Source organism: Propioniciclava sp. LT432, assembly GCF_059515965.1.
Window position 1 is genome coordinate 26,439 of the sequence record NZ_JCAKNE010000006.1, and the last position, 17,389, is coordinate 43,827.

At 70.2% G+C, this 17,389-nt stretch carries 17 protein-coding genes and 1 tRNA gene; 4 read left to right on the forward strand and 14 right to left on the reverse strand.

All coding sequences use genetic code 11. The features are described from left to right. Window positions 1-4: 4 nt before the first annotated feature. Together AC5YDV_RS04240 and AC5YDV_RS04245 are read right to left on the reverse strand one after the other, a co-directional pair. A complete protein-coding gene (locus AC5YDV_RS04240) occupies window positions 5-265 on the reverse strand; it encodes an FmdB family zinc ribbon protein (RefSeq protein ID WP_496183157.1) in 261 nt (86 codons plus the stop codon). A 62-nt stretch (window positions 266-327) separates the two neighbouring features. Beyond that, a complete protein-coding gene (locus AC5YDV_RS04245) occupies window positions 328-975 on the reverse strand; it encodes a 5-formyltetrahydrofolate cyclo-ligase (protein ID WP_496183158.1) in 648 nt (215 codons plus the stop codon). A 17-nt stretch (window positions 976-992) separates the two neighbouring features. Between AC5YDV_RS04245 and AC5YDV_RS04250 the strand changes: the two genes are divergently transcribed. From AC5YDV_RS04250 to AC5YDV_RS04265, 4 genes are all read left to right on the forward strand, one after another. Further along, window positions 993-2,327, forward strand: coding sequence for a molybdopterin molybdotransferase MoeA (locus tag AC5YDV_RS04250; RefSeq protein WP_496183159.1), 1,335 nt, complete (start codon window positions 993-995; stop codon window positions 2,325-2,327). Next, window positions 2,324-2,938, forward strand: coding sequence for a GNAT family N-acetyltransferase (locus tag AC5YDV_RS04255; RefSeq protein ID WP_496192338.1), 615 nt, complete (start codon window positions 2,324-2,326; stop codon window positions 2,936-2,938). Before AC5YDV_RS04250 ends, AC5YDV_RS04255 begins: the two co-directional genes overlap by 4 nt. 88 nt (window positions 2,939-3,026) lie before the next feature. Next, complete coding sequence (locus AC5YDV_RS04260) at window positions 3,027-3,788, forward strand: hypothetical protein (RefSeq protein WP_496183161.1); 762 nt, start codon at window positions 3,027-3,029, stop codon at window positions 3,786-3,788. A gap of 80 nt (window positions 3,789-3,868) precedes the next feature. Further along, window positions 3,869-3,944, forward strand: a tRNA-Ala gene (locus tag AC5YDV_RS04265). Between the two features lie 132 nt (window positions 3,945-4,076). On the opposite strand, the gene AC5YDV_RS04270 is transcribed toward AC5YDV_RS04265, so the two are convergent. The 12 genes from AC5YDV_RS04270 to AC5YDV_RS04325 all read right to left on the reverse strand — a co-directional run bounded on the left by AC5YDV_RS04270 (window position 4,077) and on the right by AC5YDV_RS04325 (window position 17,383). Further along, complete coding sequence (locus tag AC5YDV_RS04270; protein WP_496192339.1) at window positions 4,077-4,901, reverse strand: tyrosine-type recombinase/integrase; 825 nt, start codon at window positions 4,899-4,901, stop codon at window positions 4,077-4,079. Between the two features lie 189 nt (window positions 4,902-5,090). Beyond that, the gene (locus AC5YDV_RS04275; RefSeq protein WP_496192340.1) at window positions 5,091-7,148 is read right to left on the reverse strand and encodes an SGNH/GDSL hydrolase family protein; all 2,058 of its coding nucleotides are present in this window, start codon (window positions 7,146-7,148) and stop codon (window positions 5,091-5,093) included. Next, a complete protein-coding gene (locus tag AC5YDV_RS04280; protein ID WP_496192341.1) occupies window positions 7,145-7,534 on the reverse strand; it encodes a hypothetical protein in 390 nt (129 codons plus the stop codon). The genes AC5YDV_RS04275 and AC5YDV_RS04280 overlap by 4 nt, the downstream gene beginning before the upstream one ends. Before the next feature lie 16 nt (window positions 7,535-7,550). Next, window positions 7,551-8,846: a peptidoglycan-binding domain-containing protein gene (locus AC5YDV_RS04285; RefSeq protein ID WP_496192342.1), complete on the reverse strand. Its 1,296-nt coding sequence runs from the start codon at window positions 8,844-8,846 to the stop codon at window positions 7,551-7,553. A 71-nt stretch (window positions 8,847-8,917) separates the two neighbouring features. Beyond that, window positions 8,918-9,214 carry a hypothetical protein gene (locus AC5YDV_RS04290; protein ID WP_496192343.1) on the reverse strand — a complete coding sequence of 99 codons (297 nt, stop codon included), beginning with the start codon at window positions 9,212-9,214 and terminating at the stop codon, window positions 8,918-8,920. Then, complete coding sequence (locus tag AC5YDV_RS04295) at window positions 9,211-9,414, reverse strand: hypothetical protein (RefSeq protein ID WP_496192344.1); 204 nt, start codon at window positions 9,412-9,414, stop codon at window positions 9,211-9,213. The genes AC5YDV_RS04290 and AC5YDV_RS04295 overlap by 4 nt, the downstream gene beginning before the upstream one ends. Next, window positions 9,411-9,671 carry a hypothetical protein gene (locus AC5YDV_RS04300; protein WP_496192345.1) on the reverse strand — a complete coding sequence of 87 codons (261 nt, stop codon included), beginning with the start codon at window positions 9,669-9,671 and terminating at the stop codon, window positions 9,411-9,413. The genes AC5YDV_RS04295 and AC5YDV_RS04300 overlap by 4 nt, the downstream gene beginning before the upstream one ends. A gap of 14 nt (window positions 9,672-9,685) precedes the next feature. Further along, window positions 9,686-10,126 (reverse strand): hypothetical protein, encoded by a 441-nt coding sequence (locus AC5YDV_RS04305; protein ID WP_496192346.1) that lies wholly within the window; start codon window positions 10,124-10,126, stop codon window positions 9,686-9,688. A gap of 9 nt (window positions 10,127-10,135) precedes the next feature. Further along, window positions 10,136-10,816, reverse strand: a complete 681-nt coding sequence (locus AC5YDV_RS04310) for a phage tail protein (protein WP_496192347.1) — start codon at window positions 10,814-10,816, stop codon at window positions 10,136-10,138. Further along, a complete protein-coding gene (locus tag AC5YDV_RS04315) occupies window positions 10,816-11,874 on the reverse strand; it encodes a hypothetical protein (RefSeq protein ID WP_496192348.1) in 1,059 nt (352 codons plus the stop codon). Before AC5YDV_RS04315 ends, AC5YDV_RS04310 begins: the two co-directional genes overlap by 1 nt. Beyond that, window positions 11,874-14,192: a fibronectin type III domain-containing protein gene (locus tag AC5YDV_RS04320; protein WP_496192349.1), complete on the reverse strand. Its 2,319-nt coding sequence runs from the start codon at window positions 14,190-14,192 to the stop codon at window positions 11,874-11,876. The genes AC5YDV_RS04315 and AC5YDV_RS04320 overlap by 1 nt, the downstream gene beginning before the upstream one ends. After that, window positions 14,192-17,383, reverse strand: a complete 3,192-nt coding sequence (locus AC5YDV_RS04325; RefSeq protein WP_496192350.1) for a phage tail tape measure protein — start codon at window positions 17,381-17,383, stop codon at window positions 14,192-14,194. The genes AC5YDV_RS04320 and AC5YDV_RS04325 overlap by 1 nt, the downstream gene beginning before the upstream one ends. Window positions 17,384-17,389 lie beyond the last annotated feature (6 nt).

Below are 17,389 nucleotides of genomic sequence, written 5' to 3' on the forward strand. Positions count from 1 at the left end.
TCACTCAGGCGGCGGGGCTCTTCTCAGCCGAACCGGAGGAAGCGGTGGCCGCGACCGGGGCGGGCTTGGCGGCGTCCGTCTTGCCCTTCGTCCGGTTGTCGGTGGCGTAGAAGCCGGACCCCTTGAAGACGACGCCGACGGCGTTGAAGACCTTGCGCAGGTCACCGGTGCAGGCGGGGCACACGGTGAGGGACGGATCTGTGAACTTCTGCACGACCTCGAGTTCGCGTCCGCAATCGGCACAACGGTACTGGTAGGTGGGCATGGTTCTCCTCGTACAGGTCGTGATGATTCAGCCACGCATCCTAACGTCGGAGCGGCGCGGTGCTATTCCCCGAGCGGCACACGGACGCCGCGGGCACCCGTCACCACCGTCTGCCGCGGGGTGATGACGAGGTCCACGGGGAGGTCCCACGGATCGAGGGGGACGGCGTCCACGAGTTCGGTCTCACCGACCAGGGTGGCGCGCACGGCGTCCGGATCGGCGTGGAGCAACGCCCGGTCGTACCAACCGCCCCCGGTACCCAGCCGGTGGCCGGCCCGCGTGGCCGCCAGCGCCGACACCCACACGAAGCTGCACGCGGCCAGGGCCTCCGGGGGCAGCGTCTGGCCAGCTGGTTCGGGGATCCCTCGCCAGCCGGGCACGAGCGATCCGGGGCCGTCGTACCAGCCCCACGTGGGCGTCCGGTGCCCCTTCAGGACCGGCAGCAACACGCGGACGCCGGCGTCCGCCAGCGCTCCGACGAGGGCCACCGTGTCCGGTTCGGGCGGGACCGAGAAGTAGCAGGCGACGGTGTCGTGTCCGGCGCAGGCGCTCATCAGGCGGGGGAACCGCGCGGCGTCCGCGGTGGCGCGGTGCGGGTCGGAGGAACGGGCGGCACGGATGGCCGCACGTCGCATGTCCTTGGCCGGGGCGGACGCCGACGCGCCACTTTGCGAGGCTCGCGGGAGCCCTTCCGGGGAGGTGGAGGACATTCGCCTACTGTAGTTTCATGGCCCTCTTTGGACGCAAGACTGACGACGAGACCGTCCCCCCGGCGGACGCCCGTGGCGGCGCCACTGCCGCCCGTGTGGCTGAGCGCGAGAGCGGTGAGTCGCGGTCGGTCAAGGTTCCCCGCCGAAGCTTGGAGGAGCAGCGTTCGTTCCTGCTCGACAAGGTGGGAGCCATGCGTCCGTTCGGCATGCAGATTTGGGACGTTCCGGGGCTGGTGCTCTGTGAGGACATCAACTCCGACCTCGACCTGCCGCTCGTCACCACGGCCCGGGTCTCCGGGTGGGGCGTCCGTGGCTCCGACCTGGTGGGGGCCACCAGGGCCGCGCCCAAGCGCCTGTACGTGGTCGGCCACCTGAGCGTCTCCGACGGGCCGGGCCGCCCGCTGGTGTCCGGCGCCGCGGTGGAGATCGAGGAGGGCGCGATCATCCCCGAGGGCGTGGACGCCGTGGTTCCCGCCGCCGCGGGCCGGCTGGCGAACGACGGCTACGTCGAGATCGCCGAGGAGGCGCGGCTGTACCAGAACCTGCGCCGGGCCGGGTCCGAGCTGGCGGACGGCACGGCGTTGCTGCGGGCGGGGGAGGTTCTGACGCCCCGTTCCGTGGCCGTGCTCGCCGAGGTGGGCCTGGACAAGGTGCTCGTCCGACCGCGTCCGCGTGTCGTCGTCTTCACCGTCGGCGAGACCCTGGTCGCGCCCGGCCAGCCGCTGACGAAGCCGCAGCAGCGCTACGACGCCGCGACAGCCATGATCACGGCCGCGGCCCGCAACGACGGGGCCACCGTGTACCCGCTCGGCATCGTGGCGTCCGACGTCGCCAAGGTGAAGCAGGCCGTGGCGGACCAGCAGATCCGCGCCGACCTCATCGTCGTCGTGGGCGGGGGCGAGCTCGTCCGCGAGGCCATCGACGACCTCGACGAGGCCGTGGTGGCGATCAACCGTGAGGCGCGGATCGCGTACGCGGGCCTGGGCGACAACAAGACGCCCCTGATCATCCTGCCGTCGGGCGTCGTCAGCTCCTACGTGGCCTACCACGCGCTGGTGCGCCCGGTGATCAACAAGCTCAACGAGGTCGATCCTCTGCAGTCCCGCCGGGTCGAGGGCCGCCTCGCCGAGAGGCTCGCAGCCCCGGCTGGGGCGACCCAGTTCGTCCCGGCGATCCGCGACGAGCACGGCACGGTGCGGGTCGTGGCCGGTGCCGACTCCGAACTCGCGTGGGACCTCGCGCGGGCCAACGTCCTCGTGGTCATCCCGGAGGCGTGGAATGGCGCGGACGCCGGTAGCACGGTGGAGTGCATCGAGCTGGACGACGCACACGTGGCGGCGTCCCACTCGTGAGGCGCATCGGGCCGCATCCTTGGCCCGTCACGCTCCAGCACGGCCCGGTGGGCCTGCGTCCGCTGCGTCGCCGGGACGCCCGGGCGTGGTTCGCCGCCCGCGCTCGCAACGGGGGCTGGACGACGCCGTGGGACGGCACGCGCCCGCCCGAGGCGTCCGAGGAGGCGGTCTCGTTCGAGCAGATGGTGTCGCGCTTCAACGCGGACGCCCGAGCCGGGCGTGCCCTGCCTTGGCTGATCACGTGGACCGATCCCGGTGCCGCTCCGGTGCTGGCGGGCCAGATGACGATCTCGGGCATCGCCTGGGGATCCGCGCGCTGGGGCATGGCCGGCTACTGGGTGGACCAGGCCCTCGCCGGGCGCGGCATCGCCCCGACCGCGCTCGCCCTCGCCGGTGACCACATGTTCGGGACGATGGGCCTGCACCGCCTCGAGGTGGCGATCCGCCCCGAGAACGGCAAGTCGTTGCGCGTGGTGGAGAAGCTTGGCTTCCGGTTCGAGGGGGAGCGCCCGGCCTACATGCACGTCGACGGTGCGTGGCGCGACCACCGGATGTTCGCGCTGCACGCCGAGGAGGTCGGGCCCGGGGGCCTCATCGGACGCCTGGGGTGACGTCCCGGGGGCGTCTGGGTGGGCGTTCTGGACGGGGGCGGCGCGTCCCCCGCCGGTTGGCAACCGCACAACCGTAAGGTCTTGAGGCATGACGTTCACAGGCTTGATCTTCGGCGCCCTCGCGGCGTTCTGGTTGGTCTACCTGGTTCCCCTGATCCTCAACCGCAAGGAAAACGGCATGCTCGACGAGGTCGAGCCGGGTGAGCCGTTCTCGGCTTCCGTGACGATCGTCCGCCGTGGCACACCCTTGGAGACGGCGGAGAACGGCACGGCCGTGATCTCCACGCCCCTCAACCGTCGCGCAGCACTCCGTGAACTGGCAGACCAGGACCGCGAGGCGGCACGCCGTCGGCGGATCGTCCTGGTGTTCCTCGCCGTCGTGACCTGCGTGGTCGGGGCGTTGGCGGGGTTCGGGCTCGTGTCGTGGTGGATCATGGCCGCGCCCGTCGGATTGATCGCCGCCTTCCTCGTCGTGGCGCGCTTCTCCGTGGCGCGCATGCGCCGAGAGTTGGACGCCCGCGCCCGACTCATCCGCGGGGGTGAGTGCGTGGACGAGGAGACCGTCGCGATCGCGGTGCTGGACGTGGCCCAGGAGGACGAGCACGAGCGTTCCATCGAGATCACCGCCCCGGTCGAGCGCAGCGGCTCCCTCTGGGACCCGATCCCGATCACCGCGCCCACCTACGTGAGCCGTCCGCTCGCGCCGCGCACGGTGCGCACCATCGACCTGTCGGCTCCCGTGGTCGCGGTGTCCGTGCCGGTCACAGCCGACCTGCCCGCCTTGTCGGCGGCGACGGACGCCCCTGCGGCGCCGGACGCTGAGGAGTTCCCACGGGCGGTCGGCGAGTGAGGCTTTTCGCCCTGGCGCCGAGGCGAGAATTTCGGTGCTGCCGGGCTGCGTGATAGAGTGATCCTCGCTCTCGGGCACTTGGGGCTATGGCGCAGTTGGTAGCGCGTCTCGTTCGCAATGAGAAGGTCAGGGGTTCGAATCCCCTTAGCTCCACCAGCAGAACAGGCCGGTGACTAGGTAACTAGTCACCGGCCGTGTTCGTTTTCGGGGGCCGCGGGGGCGGTTTGTGATCCATCTTGTGATCCAACTTGAGATCAGATCAGGCCGCGCGGCCGTCGGGCCTTCTGGCTATGCCGCCTCGGGCATCCGGACGGCCGCCGTCGCAGCGCGGAGGCTGTCCCTGGGGACGGCAACGTACCGCTGGGTTGTCGACACCGACGAGTGGCCGAGCAGCTGCTGGACGGCCAGCAGGTCACCGGTGCCGGCGTAGGCCGACGTTGCGAAGTGGTGCCGGAGGGTATGGGCCGTCCAGGCGTCCGGCAGGGCCGCGGCGACGAGCTCGCCGACGTACTTGGGGTGGAGGTGCCGTGTCGGGTCGTCCGAGCGCGGGAACAGCCAGCCGCGGCCGCGGGCCCGGAGGCGGTCGGCGAACTCGGCGTCCAGAGGGATCACCCGCTCGCGGTCGCCCTTGCCGTGCACGACCAGTGACCAGCCGGACGCGTCCTGCTGGATGTCGCGGGAGTGGACGGCGGCGACCTCGGCACGGCGCAGGCCGCACCGGACGGCGAGCTCGACCATGAGCCGGACCCGCTCGTCGGCGCACGCCAGGCCGGCGCGGATGGCGTCCAGGGGTGCCGGACGGGCGACGCGCGGGGGGACGGTCACCTTGGGGATCCCGTCGGCCGGCGAGCGGCCCATCCGGTTGGTCTGGACGAGCCAGCCGAAGAAGCCGCGCAGGCCGTCGCGGTAGCTGCTCCTGGTGGCGCGGGACCAGCGGCGGTGGCCGGCGAGCCAGTCGGTGAGGTCCTCGGTGGTGGTGCGCCACGGGTCGGGGTGGTCCTCGAGGAGGGCGCGGACCTGCATCTTGCGCAGGGCGATGGTGTGGGGTGATCGTCCGCACGCGCGGAGGTAGTCGCAGTAGGCGTGCAGGTAGTGCATGCTGGTGTCGGACATGAGGGCTGTACTCCCTTGTGATCCAGGCCCTCATCCCGTTGGCGCGGGGTGGGGGCCGTCTTCTGTTGTGGTCCGCCCAGCATGCGTGACGCCGTCGGGAAACGCAAGAAGCGGCCCCCGCCTCCACGAGGGAGACGGGGGCCGAATCGTGCCGACAAGGCTGGCGGGCCTACGGGCTCGTTGGTCAGGTCACTGCCACATGGCGACGTCATCCACGTTGGAGATGGCCGCCGTCGTGCCCATACGGAGGATCTGCACCTGCGCCCGGGTGGCGTTGGCGGGGGCCGTCGTGTCGAGAGTCAGGTCGAGCCATGTCCCATCCATCCCCTTGTCCTCCACGGTGGCCGTCAGGTAGTTCGTCGGGTCGTAGAAGTGGATGAGGATGCGCGCGGTGATCCCGTTCGTGGACTTGATCTTCGCTGCCGCGTGGATGGGCTGACCGCCGGTGATGGGCACCACCGGCGTCTGGGTTGCGCCGGCCGCCGTCGTCGTGCCGTGGTCCACCCTGAGTGAGGCGGGCGACGAGTAGAACTCCGCCGTATCGTGTGTGATAGTGGCACCGGCCGCCGCCGACCAACCGGACGCATCGGTGTCGAAGCTCGGGTTCGGCACCAGGTTGACGATGGGTGTGCTGGGTGCGGGCTCTTCCCACGGCGTTTCGATGGTGACCCACCCCAGTTCGGCGAGGCGCTTGGCCACCTGTCGTGCGACGACGGTCTTACCGGCGGCAGTCAGGTGCGTGGTATCCACGCGGAGCGAGGCCGGCACGACTCCCGAGGCCATGTCGCTGGAGTCGGCGGGGGTGGGCGTTATCCCAGCGTCGGCCAGCCCCCAGTCCACCAGCCACGCGTTGATGTCGAGGAACCGACCGCCGTAGGCGGCGGACAGCCTGTCATTGATGGCGGTGATGCTGTCGTTGGCTGCCGTGCCGGTACCCTGTCCCGCGCTGGTCGTCACGCCGAGCACGATGAAACGGTCGCCGGCGTGTAGCGCCATGGCGGCCACGCTGGCGACGACCTGGTCGGGCAGGGTGTAGTCGTTCTTACCCGCCCAGATGACGGTGATGTCGCCCTTGTGCTCGACGCCGATGTCGGTGATGAACGGGGTGGGTCGGGCGACGGTAGCTGCCGTCCCCGCAGTGGTGCGGGTGAAGTAGTACTTGTCTCCCGCCTCGTGCGTATAGGTGCCCGGGGTGGCCTTCGTCAGCGTCAGCGTCCCGTGGACGCCCGCCAGCGTGCCGGTGAGGGTGCCCGGCGAGCTGTTCGCAGGCGGCCCCTGGAGGAGCGGCCAAGCGTTCGCGGCGGGGCTCGTGATGGTCACCTCAACCGGGTCGGTGGTCGCCGGGATACTGCCGCCCGCGACGGTCAGGACGTAGGGCTGTCCACCCTGCCGTGCCGCGATGGCCTGCGACGTCTCCCCACCGACACCGCCGTTGTAGACCGTGCGGCCCGTAATGCCTGCGAGCAGGGCGGGCGGGAAGGGCGACGAGAGGCCCGCCGTCATGGAGTCGCCCCACCAGGCGATGTTCGGCGAGAGGGTCGCCCCGCCGCCCGCGTAGGACACGAGGAATGTCGAGCCGTCAGGCGTGAATTGGACCACGGTCGAGCCGGACGCCGCGATGGTGAGGGGCGAACCGGCGAACGTGACCGTACGTCCGCCGACCCCATCCTGGGTGAAGACGACGGAGACGACCTGGTCGGTCGGTGCGTCCGGAGGCAGCGTGTACGCGAGGTTGCCGGTGAGGGCCACCTGCTGCACCGGGTAGGCGGACGGTCGTGCCTCGAGCGCGTCCACACGGCCCACCAGCGACGGCACGCCGGACGACGGCGCACCACCCTCGGCGAGTTCGACCAGGTCGACCGTCCCGGACGCGGTCGCCGGGATGACCACCGACCACGGCTTGCCCGAGGTCGGCTTGACCTTCGCCGTCCACGTGAACTGCATCGGGTCGATGCCGGGCGTGAGTGCGGACAGGACCTCGACGCCGACCTCGCCGGACTGGGTGAAGAGCTCACCGTCGGATGCCCGGATCGAGAAGGACCACTCGTTCATGCTGAGCATGCGCTTGCGGCCGTCGGACTCCGGGAAGCGGATGCGGTCGGTGTTGCAGGTGAGGGTGACGGTGCCGGCCTGCGACATCAGATCAGGCTGGACGTCGACGTCGGACCCGTCGGGTCGAGGCTCACCAAGCCTGCACACCAGGTGCAGGAAGAGGGCTCCGGGCGCCCAGGGTATCTGCACGGTCATCGGGCGGCTCCTTCGATGCGGGTCTTCTCCGCGGGCACCTTCGCGGCCGCGGTTCCGAGCAGCAGGACACCGACGATGTTGAGGACCTCGGTGAGGACGTCGAGGCTGGTGGCGGCTGCCTCGGGCGCGATGAGCCCGAAGGCTCCCAAGGCGGCGAACGCCGCGCCGGCGGCGATGTAGAGGCTGCGTCGGATGGTTGACCACGAGTCGGCGGTCACGTTGCGCGCGGCGACGACCAGGAGCACGGCGGAGGCCACGTTGATGAGCGCCGTCACGGCGTCGAGCATGAGGTCGTGCTGGGCGCCGGTGATCGTGCCGAGGATGGCGAGGATCCCCAGGGCACCCGCGGCGATCGCGTACAGGGTGAGGCGGAGGCGTTCGGTCATGGTGTGGGGGCTCCTCTCAGAGCTGGTTGAGGTAGGTCTGGAGTGCGCGGGTGGTGGCGGGCCCCCAGATGCCGTCTTGCTTCGCGCCGACGGTGGCCTGGGTCTTCCGGGTGGTCTCGGGGCCGCGGATGCCGTCGACGCTGGCGCCCACCTTGGCCTGCAGGGCGCGGGTCGTCGCCCGCCCCCAGACGCCGTCCGGGGTGGTGCCGATCCACTTCTGCATGGCGGCGATGGTCGGGCGGTCGAGGGTGCCGTTCACGTCGAGGCGGGGGCGTGCGGCCGGGGCTTGGGGTGCGGCGTCCGGACCGTTGAGGTAGCGCTGCAAGGCCATGGTGGTCTGGCGTCCCCAGATGCCGTCCTCGGTGGCGCCGACGCGACCCTGCAGGGCTCGGATGGTGCGGCGTCCCCAGATTCCGTCGACGGTGACGCCGAGCCACGCTTGGACGGCGCGGCGGGTGGCCGGGCCGACGATGCCGTCGACCTTCGCGCCGACCCTGCGCTGGAGTGCGGCGATGGTGGCGCGGCCGAGGACTCCGTCGACGACCAGCTGCTCGCCGTCGATGGGCAGGGGCCGGGTCACGACGAGCGGGTCGACGGGTCGATCGTCGGGCAGGTCGATGCCGTACTCGGCGGCCCACAACTCCTCGAAGCGGCGGCGCACCTCGACCATGTTGGCGCGGGCCGGGTCGACCTTGCGGCTGGTGCCCTCGCGGTGGCCAACGACGGGCGCGCGGCGGCCATCGTCGTCAGTGTCGACATGCAGGCCGAGGTAGGCCAAGGCGTGCGCCCAGAAGACGACGAACGCCAGCTGCTGGCCGGGGTCGGCGTAGGCGCCGATCGCCTCGTCGCCCCAGAAGTGGCGGTTGCCGAACAGGTCATCACCGACCGGCTTGAACTCGCCGACAGTGTCGATGTCGCCGTCGCGGAGTTCGTCGAGGATCGCCTGGTCGATCATGCCGGCGTTGTTGGTGTAGTCGGCGGCGTTCACGACGACGGTCGGCTTGCCGGCGGAGCCGGGCCACTGGCCGGCGCGGACGGTGGTGGTGTTGCACAGGACACGGCCGATGTCGGGGCGGATACTGCCGGTGGCCAGCCCGCGGGCGTACCCGACGATCCGGTCGGGCGCGATCTCCGAGCCGGTGTGGTGCATCATCACGCCGTACAGGCGGGTGATGCGGTTGGAGCTGGAGCCGTAGTTGCTGCGCCAGTCGACGAGGCTGTCGACGACGTGGACGCGGCCGTCGGCGCGGGTCTTGGTGATCGCGTACTCGAGTGCGGCGACGAGGTCGTCGTGGGTGACGGTGCGGGGCATGGCAGGACTCCTTCGTGCGGGCGTGCGGAGGTCCCCGCCGAGGGTCGACGGGGGCTTGGTGAGGTGCGGGTCTACTGGCGCGGTGTGTCGCGGACGGTGAGCATCCACGCGAGGAGGCCGACGTACAGGCCCAGCGCGATGAGGTTCCAGCCGGCGACGAGAGCGTTCACGACGTCCGGGTGGACGGCGTCCCACGCGTCGAGGCCAGTGAGGGCGTGCCGGGCCGACAGCAAGCTGAACGCCAAGACGATCCACGCGCCGGCCGGAGTGGAGCGCCACGGGAAGCGACGCCGGTAGACCGCCACGATGATGACCGTGGCGACCAGGCACAGGACGGCGGTGATGCCGGACAGCAGGGTGACCATCATCCGACCCTCCTCTCGAACGCCAGCGCGACGCCGGCGCCCAGATGGTTGGTGTTGAGGCGGGCTGCCGCGGCGGTGGCGAGCCGGTCGACTTGCGGCTGGCGGCGGGCGGCTTGGCGGGCGGACTCTTCGGCCCGGTCGATCTGGTCGGACAGGTGGCGGCGGGTGAGGCGGTCGATCAGCGCCCACAGTGACGTCGTCATGGCTGCACGCTCTTCTGCTCGTCGGGCCTGGGTAGGGACTCGATGACCGCCAGGGGCAGGCGGAGCGCCTCGATCAGGGCGCGGATCTGCGCTTGCTGCTCGGTGATGGTCTGGTGGTCGCGGTCGGCAAGGCGCTTCGCCTCGGTGCCGGACACGAGCTGGCCGGTGGTGATCGCCCGGATCAGCCACACCAGGAGAGCGACGAGCGCGGCAAGCGGGCCCCCGGTCGTGGCGATGGCGGTGATGTCGAAGTCCACGGCATCCCCTCCGCTCAGTTGCCGGTGCTGGTCGACTCGAAGCGGCCCGCGGCGATCCTGAGCGCGACGACGACGGCCTTGATGGTGAGACGGAGTAGGCGGGCGAGGATCTTGATGTGCCGGGCCGGGTTGGCGTTCATGGTTGGGTTGTCGATGGCGAGGAACTCGTTGATGGTGGCCTCGCCGGGGAGTGCGGTTGCCGCGGCCGGGCCGATCAGCGCGATCAGCTCGTCCAGGCCGCTGGAGGCATGCCGGCGGGCCTGCTCGGCGTTCTGTTGGCGGTCGGCCGCCCGCTGGTTCTCCTCGGCCACCTCACCGGCGGTCCACTCGCGTGCGACGACAATGGAGGCGTCGTGCGGGTCGAGGTAGTAGCGGGTCCTGGTTGTGGGATCGTCCCAAACACCGGGAAGGGTGGGGTGGGGGGCGGCGTTGATCGGCAGTTCGGATGCGAGCATGCGGTGTCCTCAGGTCTTGATGATGTAGTTGGTGACGATGCTGGGCTGGACGTTGTTGTGGGCCTGGCCGCCGCCCTGCATCGGGATGGACTTGCGGCCAAAGATGTTCCCGCTGATCGCCGTCGGCATGTTGCCGACCTCGCTGCCGTCCAACCCGGTCAGGTGCGCGGCATAGCCGGCGGTGGCAGGCGGGTAGCCGCCGTGATCGTGCGGCGGAACGTGCTCGATGCCGAGGGTCTCGTCCTTGGTGCCGGTGTGCGCGCCGAGCGTGCCGAACCGCCCCGATCCTGGCTCGAGGCCGACCCCGACCCGGCCGCGCCTGTCGGGCAAGTTGAACGTCGTCGAACCGTCGCCGGCGCCGTGGAGGGTGCCGATCGCCGCGAACAGGCGCGCGTAGGTGGTCCGGCTGACCGCCGAACCGTCGCAGACGAGCCAACCGGCAGGCACGTTCGCGGTCGGGCCGTCGAACTCCCACACCACGCCGGCCGGGACGCCGCCGCCCGAGGTGCCGAGCAGGATCAGTTCCGACCGTCGTGTGCCGGGGACAGGGCGGATGGCAACCAGCACGTAGGCGTTGACGTACAGGGCCTGGTCGTCGGTCCAGTCGTCGAGGGGCACCGGCGAGGCGGTACCGTCCAGGCGCACCTGTGGCGGGTTCACGCTGGTGATTCGCCCCCGCCGAATATCCATCAGGCCACCTTCCGGAGGGTGAGGTCGAGCCTCGCGCCGGGCGTGCAGCGCAGGGACCGGCCCGATACCGACGCGAGGGCATCAACCTCGGCGCGGCCGTTGACGAGCTCAACGACCTCATGCTCGACCACCGGCAGGAAGCGCGCCCCGATGGAGAAGGTGCGCTGGTCCGCCATGCCCTCCGCCTTCTCACGGGCGACCACCGCGGCCGCATCACCCTCGATGTCGTACTTCGGCGGCGCGGTCACCGTCCGCCCGAGCGAGACGGTCGAGTACGGATGGGTCGGGTCGTCGTTCACGGCGGTGTAGGGGACCGGCGGGACGTCGTCGGTGCCCTTCGTCCATGCGATCCACGTGTTGTAGGGGATCGGCCGGCCGTCGCTCGTCCGGAGTCCGCGGTACCGGTTGGACTTGCCATCGTCGGCGAGGCGCCACGACGCAGCCCGGGAGGCGGGCGGCATGTACGGGGCTACCTGGTAGACGCCCATCGAATCTGCCCACACGGCGAAGTAGCCGGCGAGGTCGCACAGGTCGTTGAGGACGCGCAGCCACGACACGCTCTCGCCGTCACCGGGGAGCCACGTCTTGGGCGAGTCCAGGGTCTTCGACGAGTGCGTGATGTTGACTCGTGTGAACCCGAGGGTCGCGAAGATGGTGGCGATCGCGCCGGTGATGTTCGTCCCTTCCGGGAGCGAGTAGGCGTCGTCGAGGAGCCACTCGTCGAGGGCGCGGTTCATGTCGTGCAGCTGGACGGACACGCTCACGCCGGCGGGTGTCCAGTCCTCGTCGGGCACCTTGCACAGGGCGGTCATGAGGGGGATGACGACCTGTCCGGAGCGGTTCGCGACGATCACCCACGGGCGGACGACGGTCTGTGCCCAGATGAGCGGTCGGCTGGTGCGGACGTTCAGGTCGCCGGACCCGCGGATCGTGTTGTAGATCGACCAGTCGAGTTGGCACGACTCGACCCCGATCAGCGCACCGACCCGGTTCAGGTTCAGGTCGAGGCGTTCGAACAGGAACCGCTCGGCGCGGTTCGGGAGCGTCCAGTCGAACATCAGGGGAGCAGCCCTTGCACGCTCACGTCGCGGACCACCGAGATGATGCGGTAGTGGCCACTGCCGGGCGGGTCCTCGACGACGGTCGGCTGGTAGTCGAACAGGTCACGGTCGTCGTGCATGGTTTCCCTCAGCGTGAACTGGAGGTCCGCCCAGCCGATGTAACGCTCATTGGAGAACCCGAAGTCGGTCACCGTCCCGTAGATGGTCCGGATGGCGTCGCGGTAGCAGATGGTCGTGCGCGCGCGGAGGATTCTCTCCCATGTGTGGCGCGCCGAATCGGGCAGGTCGAAGCGGACGCGGACCGAGACGTTGACCTCGCTCCCCTCTTGGAAGCCGTACGTCGAGGACGGCAGGGTGTCGCCCTCCCAGGTCTGCACGTCGACGTCAATGACGGGGGTCGTGTTGACCGACGGCGACCCGCCCCACACGGCGGCGTGGAAGCCGTACCCGGGGCCGGCATTCAGGTGGATGCCCTTGTCTGCGTACTGCGGGATGGGCACCGGGACGGTGAGGCTGTCCGCGCTGGAGGGCAGCTCAGTGACGGCCCGGACCATCATCGTGGCGCCGTCTAAGGGAGGCACACGCCAGGTGAGCGCACCGTTGGGGGGCACCTCGCCGAGGAGCTTCCCGTTGCCGTAGACACGGTTGAGGATCACCTCGGGAGCGCCGGCCGGGTTGGTGATGGTGACGGTTGCGGACGCTGCCGTCTGATCCCAGGTGACGACGATGGTGGGCGTGGCTGGTGCGGCGTAGGCGACGGTGTAGTTCGCGGACGTGACGGTGGAGGCGAGGCCGTCGCTGGAGGTCGCCTGCACGTCCACTGTGTACGCGGTGGCGTCGTCCAGCAGTCCGTCGAACAGGATCCCGGTGAGTGAGTCGGCGGGGCCACCGTTGCGGGTGGCGACGGTCGTGCCCTCGCGCTTGAGCGTCGCCGACCACGAGGCGAGCGGCACCCCCTGCGCGTGGAAGTAGGTCAGGTCCAGGACGAGGTCCGTGCCGGTGAGGACCGTCCCTGATGCCGGCGAGCTGATGCCGACGGTCGGCCGGTTGGCGCGCTTGGTGGTGAGCGTCGCCGACCACGGGGACGGGTCCGCGTGGGCGCCCCACGTCGACACCTCGACCTCGACCTCGCCCGGGTTCGGGTAGGTGGCGGCGCTGATGGTGTGCGACGACACGGCCGACAAGGTCTGCCCGACAGTCGTCCACGTCGGCGTGCCCTTGACCCGGTGTCGCAGCTGGTACGCGCGCTGCGGCGACGAATCACCCGGGTTGTGACGCCACGTGACGACCAGGTCGTCACCGATCGCGGTGACCGTGGGCGCGAGGTTGGTGGGCGCGTTCGGGGGGGCCTGCAACTGGACGATCGACGAGGTCGCCGACCATGCCGACCACTTCCCGTCTGGTCCCTTGACGCGCATGCGGTACCGGTGGGTGACCGACGTGCTCGGGGTGGCGTGGTTGTACGGCGACGTGATGGGTGCGGTCGTCGTGAGGGACGTCCACGTCGTCCCGTCGGGCGAGTCCTGCACCTCGAGCGCGGCCGCGAACGACGAGTTGTTCACCCAGGGGATGTTGATGCTGCCGTTCGCCAGCTTCTCCGGGGTGCCGATCGTTGGTGCGGCCGGTGTCGTGTAGAGGTCGCCGGTGTGGACGTGGGTGGAGTCACCGGCGGTGTTGTACGCCCAGAGCGCGTAGTTGTAGCGCCGGTTCGACTGGACGGTCGTGTCCGAGTAGGACGTCGGCCAGTTCCCGTTCCCGTCCGGCCCGAGGTTCGCGATCCGGTACCAACCGTTCGTGACGTTGTCCCACCGGTCGAGCCTCAGCCCGTGCCACGGCTGGGCGCCCGACGGTGCGTCCCCGTTGATCGCCCACGACAGGTTGAACCGGTTGTCGTTGACGTAGGATGCGGCAAAGTTGAGTGGAGGACGCGGCGCCGAGTAGGGGCGGGCCGGCAGGTCGATGTCGACCGAGTAGGTGTTCGTCGCGGAGTCGCCGTTGAAGAACGACACCCCGGACACCGTCGCCGAGAAGGTCACCCGCGTGGGTGCCCCGTAGGTGAGCGCGACCGGCTTGGGTGAACAGTTCCACGTCCGGTTCGAGTTGAGCGTCCCGGAGTGGACGCGCGCCCCGTTGATGCCCGTCCCGCCGCTGTCGACGTAGTTGTTCGAGTCGGACCAGCTCGAGTTCTGCGACCACTTGATGCGGGGGTTGACGATGCCACCGTTGACCGCATCGTTGGTGACGCCGTCCCACTCGAGCGTCAGGGTTGCCCCGGACCCGGATCCGACGGTGTTGCCCCACGACTTGCTGGGCATCAGACGGTCACCCCCTGCCGTGCGTCACGTCGACGGGACTCGCGGCGGTCACGCCGGCCCGTCTGGTCCTCGAACCACACGTCACCGTTGTCGAGGTCGACACGCATCCGCATGCCCTCCAGAGCGCGCCGGATGTCCTCAGGGCGGGTCGGGTTCGCGGCTGCCCGCATGCCGATGTCACCGGCCCGCTTCAGGGCATCCCACTGCGGGTCGGTGAGGACCCGCTCCGGACGGCCGGTGGCGTTCACGGCGACCGTCATGCCGGCGGGCAGCATGCCCCCGGAGTCAAACCCGAGCGTGGACTTGAGCCAGTCGCCGGCACCCTTGATGAGCGTGCCGGGGACGGCGTTCAGGATGTCCCCGAACCCGCCCGCACCGGACACCTTGAGCAGGTTGCCGATGGTCGAGGTCAGCATCCCGATGATGTCGATGCCACCGCCGCCGGTCTGCCCGCCGCCACTGCGGCCGGCCAGGTACTGGACGTGCCACGGCTCCCCACGGACGGGCAGGCCGAGCCCGAACCGACCGAGCAGAGCGCGAGCGGACGCGATCTCACCGGGCCGCGGGGACAGGTCCATCGCGATCGCCGGCATCATGTGCGGGCCGCCCCGATCCGGGTTGGCCGCGAGGGGGCCAGTGCCGGCGAGGTAGCGCTGGTAGGCCGCCTTCTGGGTCTGGTAGTCACGCGCCCCGCCAATGCCGGTCATCGACCAGGTGCGGCCGGTTGCCCGGGCCCACGCCTGGATCATCGCCAGCGCCTTCGGATCGTAACCGCGGAAGCCCTGGCTGGCGTTCGCGACGATGCCGCCGGTCTGGAAGCGCTGCGCCATCGAGGGCAGCGCGACCGTTCCTCCGGCCTGGAAGCCTTGCTCGTGCAGGAACTGCCGGACGCCGGCCTGGCCGCCAGCACGGGCGGCCGCGTTCATGCCGTCTACCCAGCTGGTGCCGAGCGTGGCGGTCACCTCGGGTCGCATGACGGCCTCCCCGCCGGACAGGTCCAGCAGGCCACCGGTCGGGCTGTAGAAGCGGTGGACGTCACGGCCGGGCGTCCAGCCCGGCATCACGCCACCATCAGCCATGGCCCGGTTCGCGCCGCGGGGCGCAGAAGCGGGCGCGCTCGACGACTCAGCGAACGCCAGGCGCGGCAGGCTCAGCTTGATCCCGAAGAAGCCGGCGACCTTCTCGACCCCACCCAGGAGCGGGTTGACGACGTTGTCGGCCACCCACTTGACCGGGATCATGGCCTTGGCCTTGAGGTCGTCGAAGAAGCGTCCGACGCCCTTGGCCATGCCCTCAGCCCCGCTGACCAGTCCGCCCCACAGTTCGCCGGCCTTGCGGCCCACGTCACCGAACCATGCCTGGACGTCGCGCAGGATGGGCCCGAAGGTGTCCTTCAGGAACTTCACCACGGTGTCCCAGTTCTGGACGAGCAGCACCAGCGCGCCGATGAGGAGGCCGATTCCGAGGATGATCCACGTCGTCGGGCTGGCCAGCATCGCCGAGTTCATCGCCCACTGGGCGACCGCAGCGACCCCCAGGGCGCCGGCGAGGACGCCGAGCACGATGACCACGGCCTGCATGGCGCCCGGATTCTCCTTGGCCCACTCAGCGATCTGCTGGGCGGGACCGACGAACGGCTGGAGCCCCTCGGAGACGGTCCCCGCCAGGGACCGCTTGAGGGACTCCATCGGGTCGGACACGGACGAGACGTTGTCGGCGACGCCCTGGGCGGATCCTGCGACGTCGTCCATGTTGGACGCCGAGTAGTACAGGCCCTCCAGGAACTGCGGGATCTCGCCGGTGTTGAGGTCCTCCAGTGGTGTGCCGAACAGGGCGATCGCCGCCTGCGCCTGGGCGGCAGGGTCCTCGACTCCCAGGAGCCCCTCCATGATCTGGTTGAAGGCCATGTTGGCCTCGTCGCCGCCGGCTAGGAGCGCGTCGGTCATTTCCTTCTGGCTGAGGCCGATCAGGTCGTAGGCCCCGCTGGTGCTCTTCGACATGTCCGTGGCGCGGATCGTGAACTCTTTGACGGCGTCGCCGGCCTTGTCGATGCCGAACATGCCCTTCTCGGCGCCCTTGGCGAGCACCTCCATGGCCGAGGTCCCGACGATGCCAAGCTGCTCCATGAACGGCGCGTACTCGTCGACGGCGTCGAGGACGTCCTCACGGACGTTCTCGGGCACCTTCTGGAAGGTCGCGGCCAGGAGGTCGGCGCCCTCCTGGGCGTCCTTGGCGAGCCCAGCCTTGACCATCTGGCCGGTCACCTGGGCGACCCGAGAGACGTCCATGTCGAAGGTGTCAGCAACGCCCTTCATCTGGCCGGTCATCTTGGCCAGCTCCTCAGCGGATGCCTCACGCATCCCGCCGATGGACGACACGACCGACGCGGTCGCGGCCGTCATGTCGGAGGCCGACTCGCCGAACCCGGCCGAGTACAGCTGGCCGGCCACCTTGCCGACCCGCTCGGACTCCTCGGTGGTCAGGTTGAGCTGTGCGGTTGCCTTGGCTGTGCCACGGGACAGGTCGAGGTTCTGACCCCATGCGTCACCGAGCAGCGCGGCTGCCGCGGCGGTACTGCCCACAGCGCCAGCCAGGAGGGCCATTTTGCCGGACGCGCCATGTGCGCCCTTCTCGGCTTCGCCCAGGGACCCCTTGAGACGGCCGAACGCGGTCTCTGACCCCTTGGCCTCGGTGGCGCTCTTGCCGGTGTTCTCCGCCAGTTCCTTCTCGGCCTTGGTGAGATCCTCCACGACCTCGTTCCGGGCCTTGGACGCCGCGGACAGGCGCTTCTCGGCCGCCTCGACGCCGGACGACGCACCGGCAGCACGCTCCCGTGCACCGGCGAGCCGCTCCTCCGCGGCCGCGACCTTCGCACCGTCCCCGCTGGCGCGGGCCTGCTCGAGCTTGGCCTCGGCATCGATCACCTTGGCAGCCGCTTCACGCTGCGCGGCGCGGGCCTTCGCGATCGCCTGGGTCTCCCGGTCGACGATCGCCTGGGCGGCCTTCGACGTCTTCTGCAGCTGGGCGACCACGGCGTCCTGACCGTCTGAGGCCTTCCCGAACGCCTTCCCGAACGCCGCAGAGCTCGCGGTGCCGGCCTTGTCCGACGCCTTGGTGGTGCCCTTCAGCAGATCAGAGGCGAAGGTGGAGAGCTCGGGCAACACCTCGAGCCAGATCGCGTCACCAGCCACCAGACC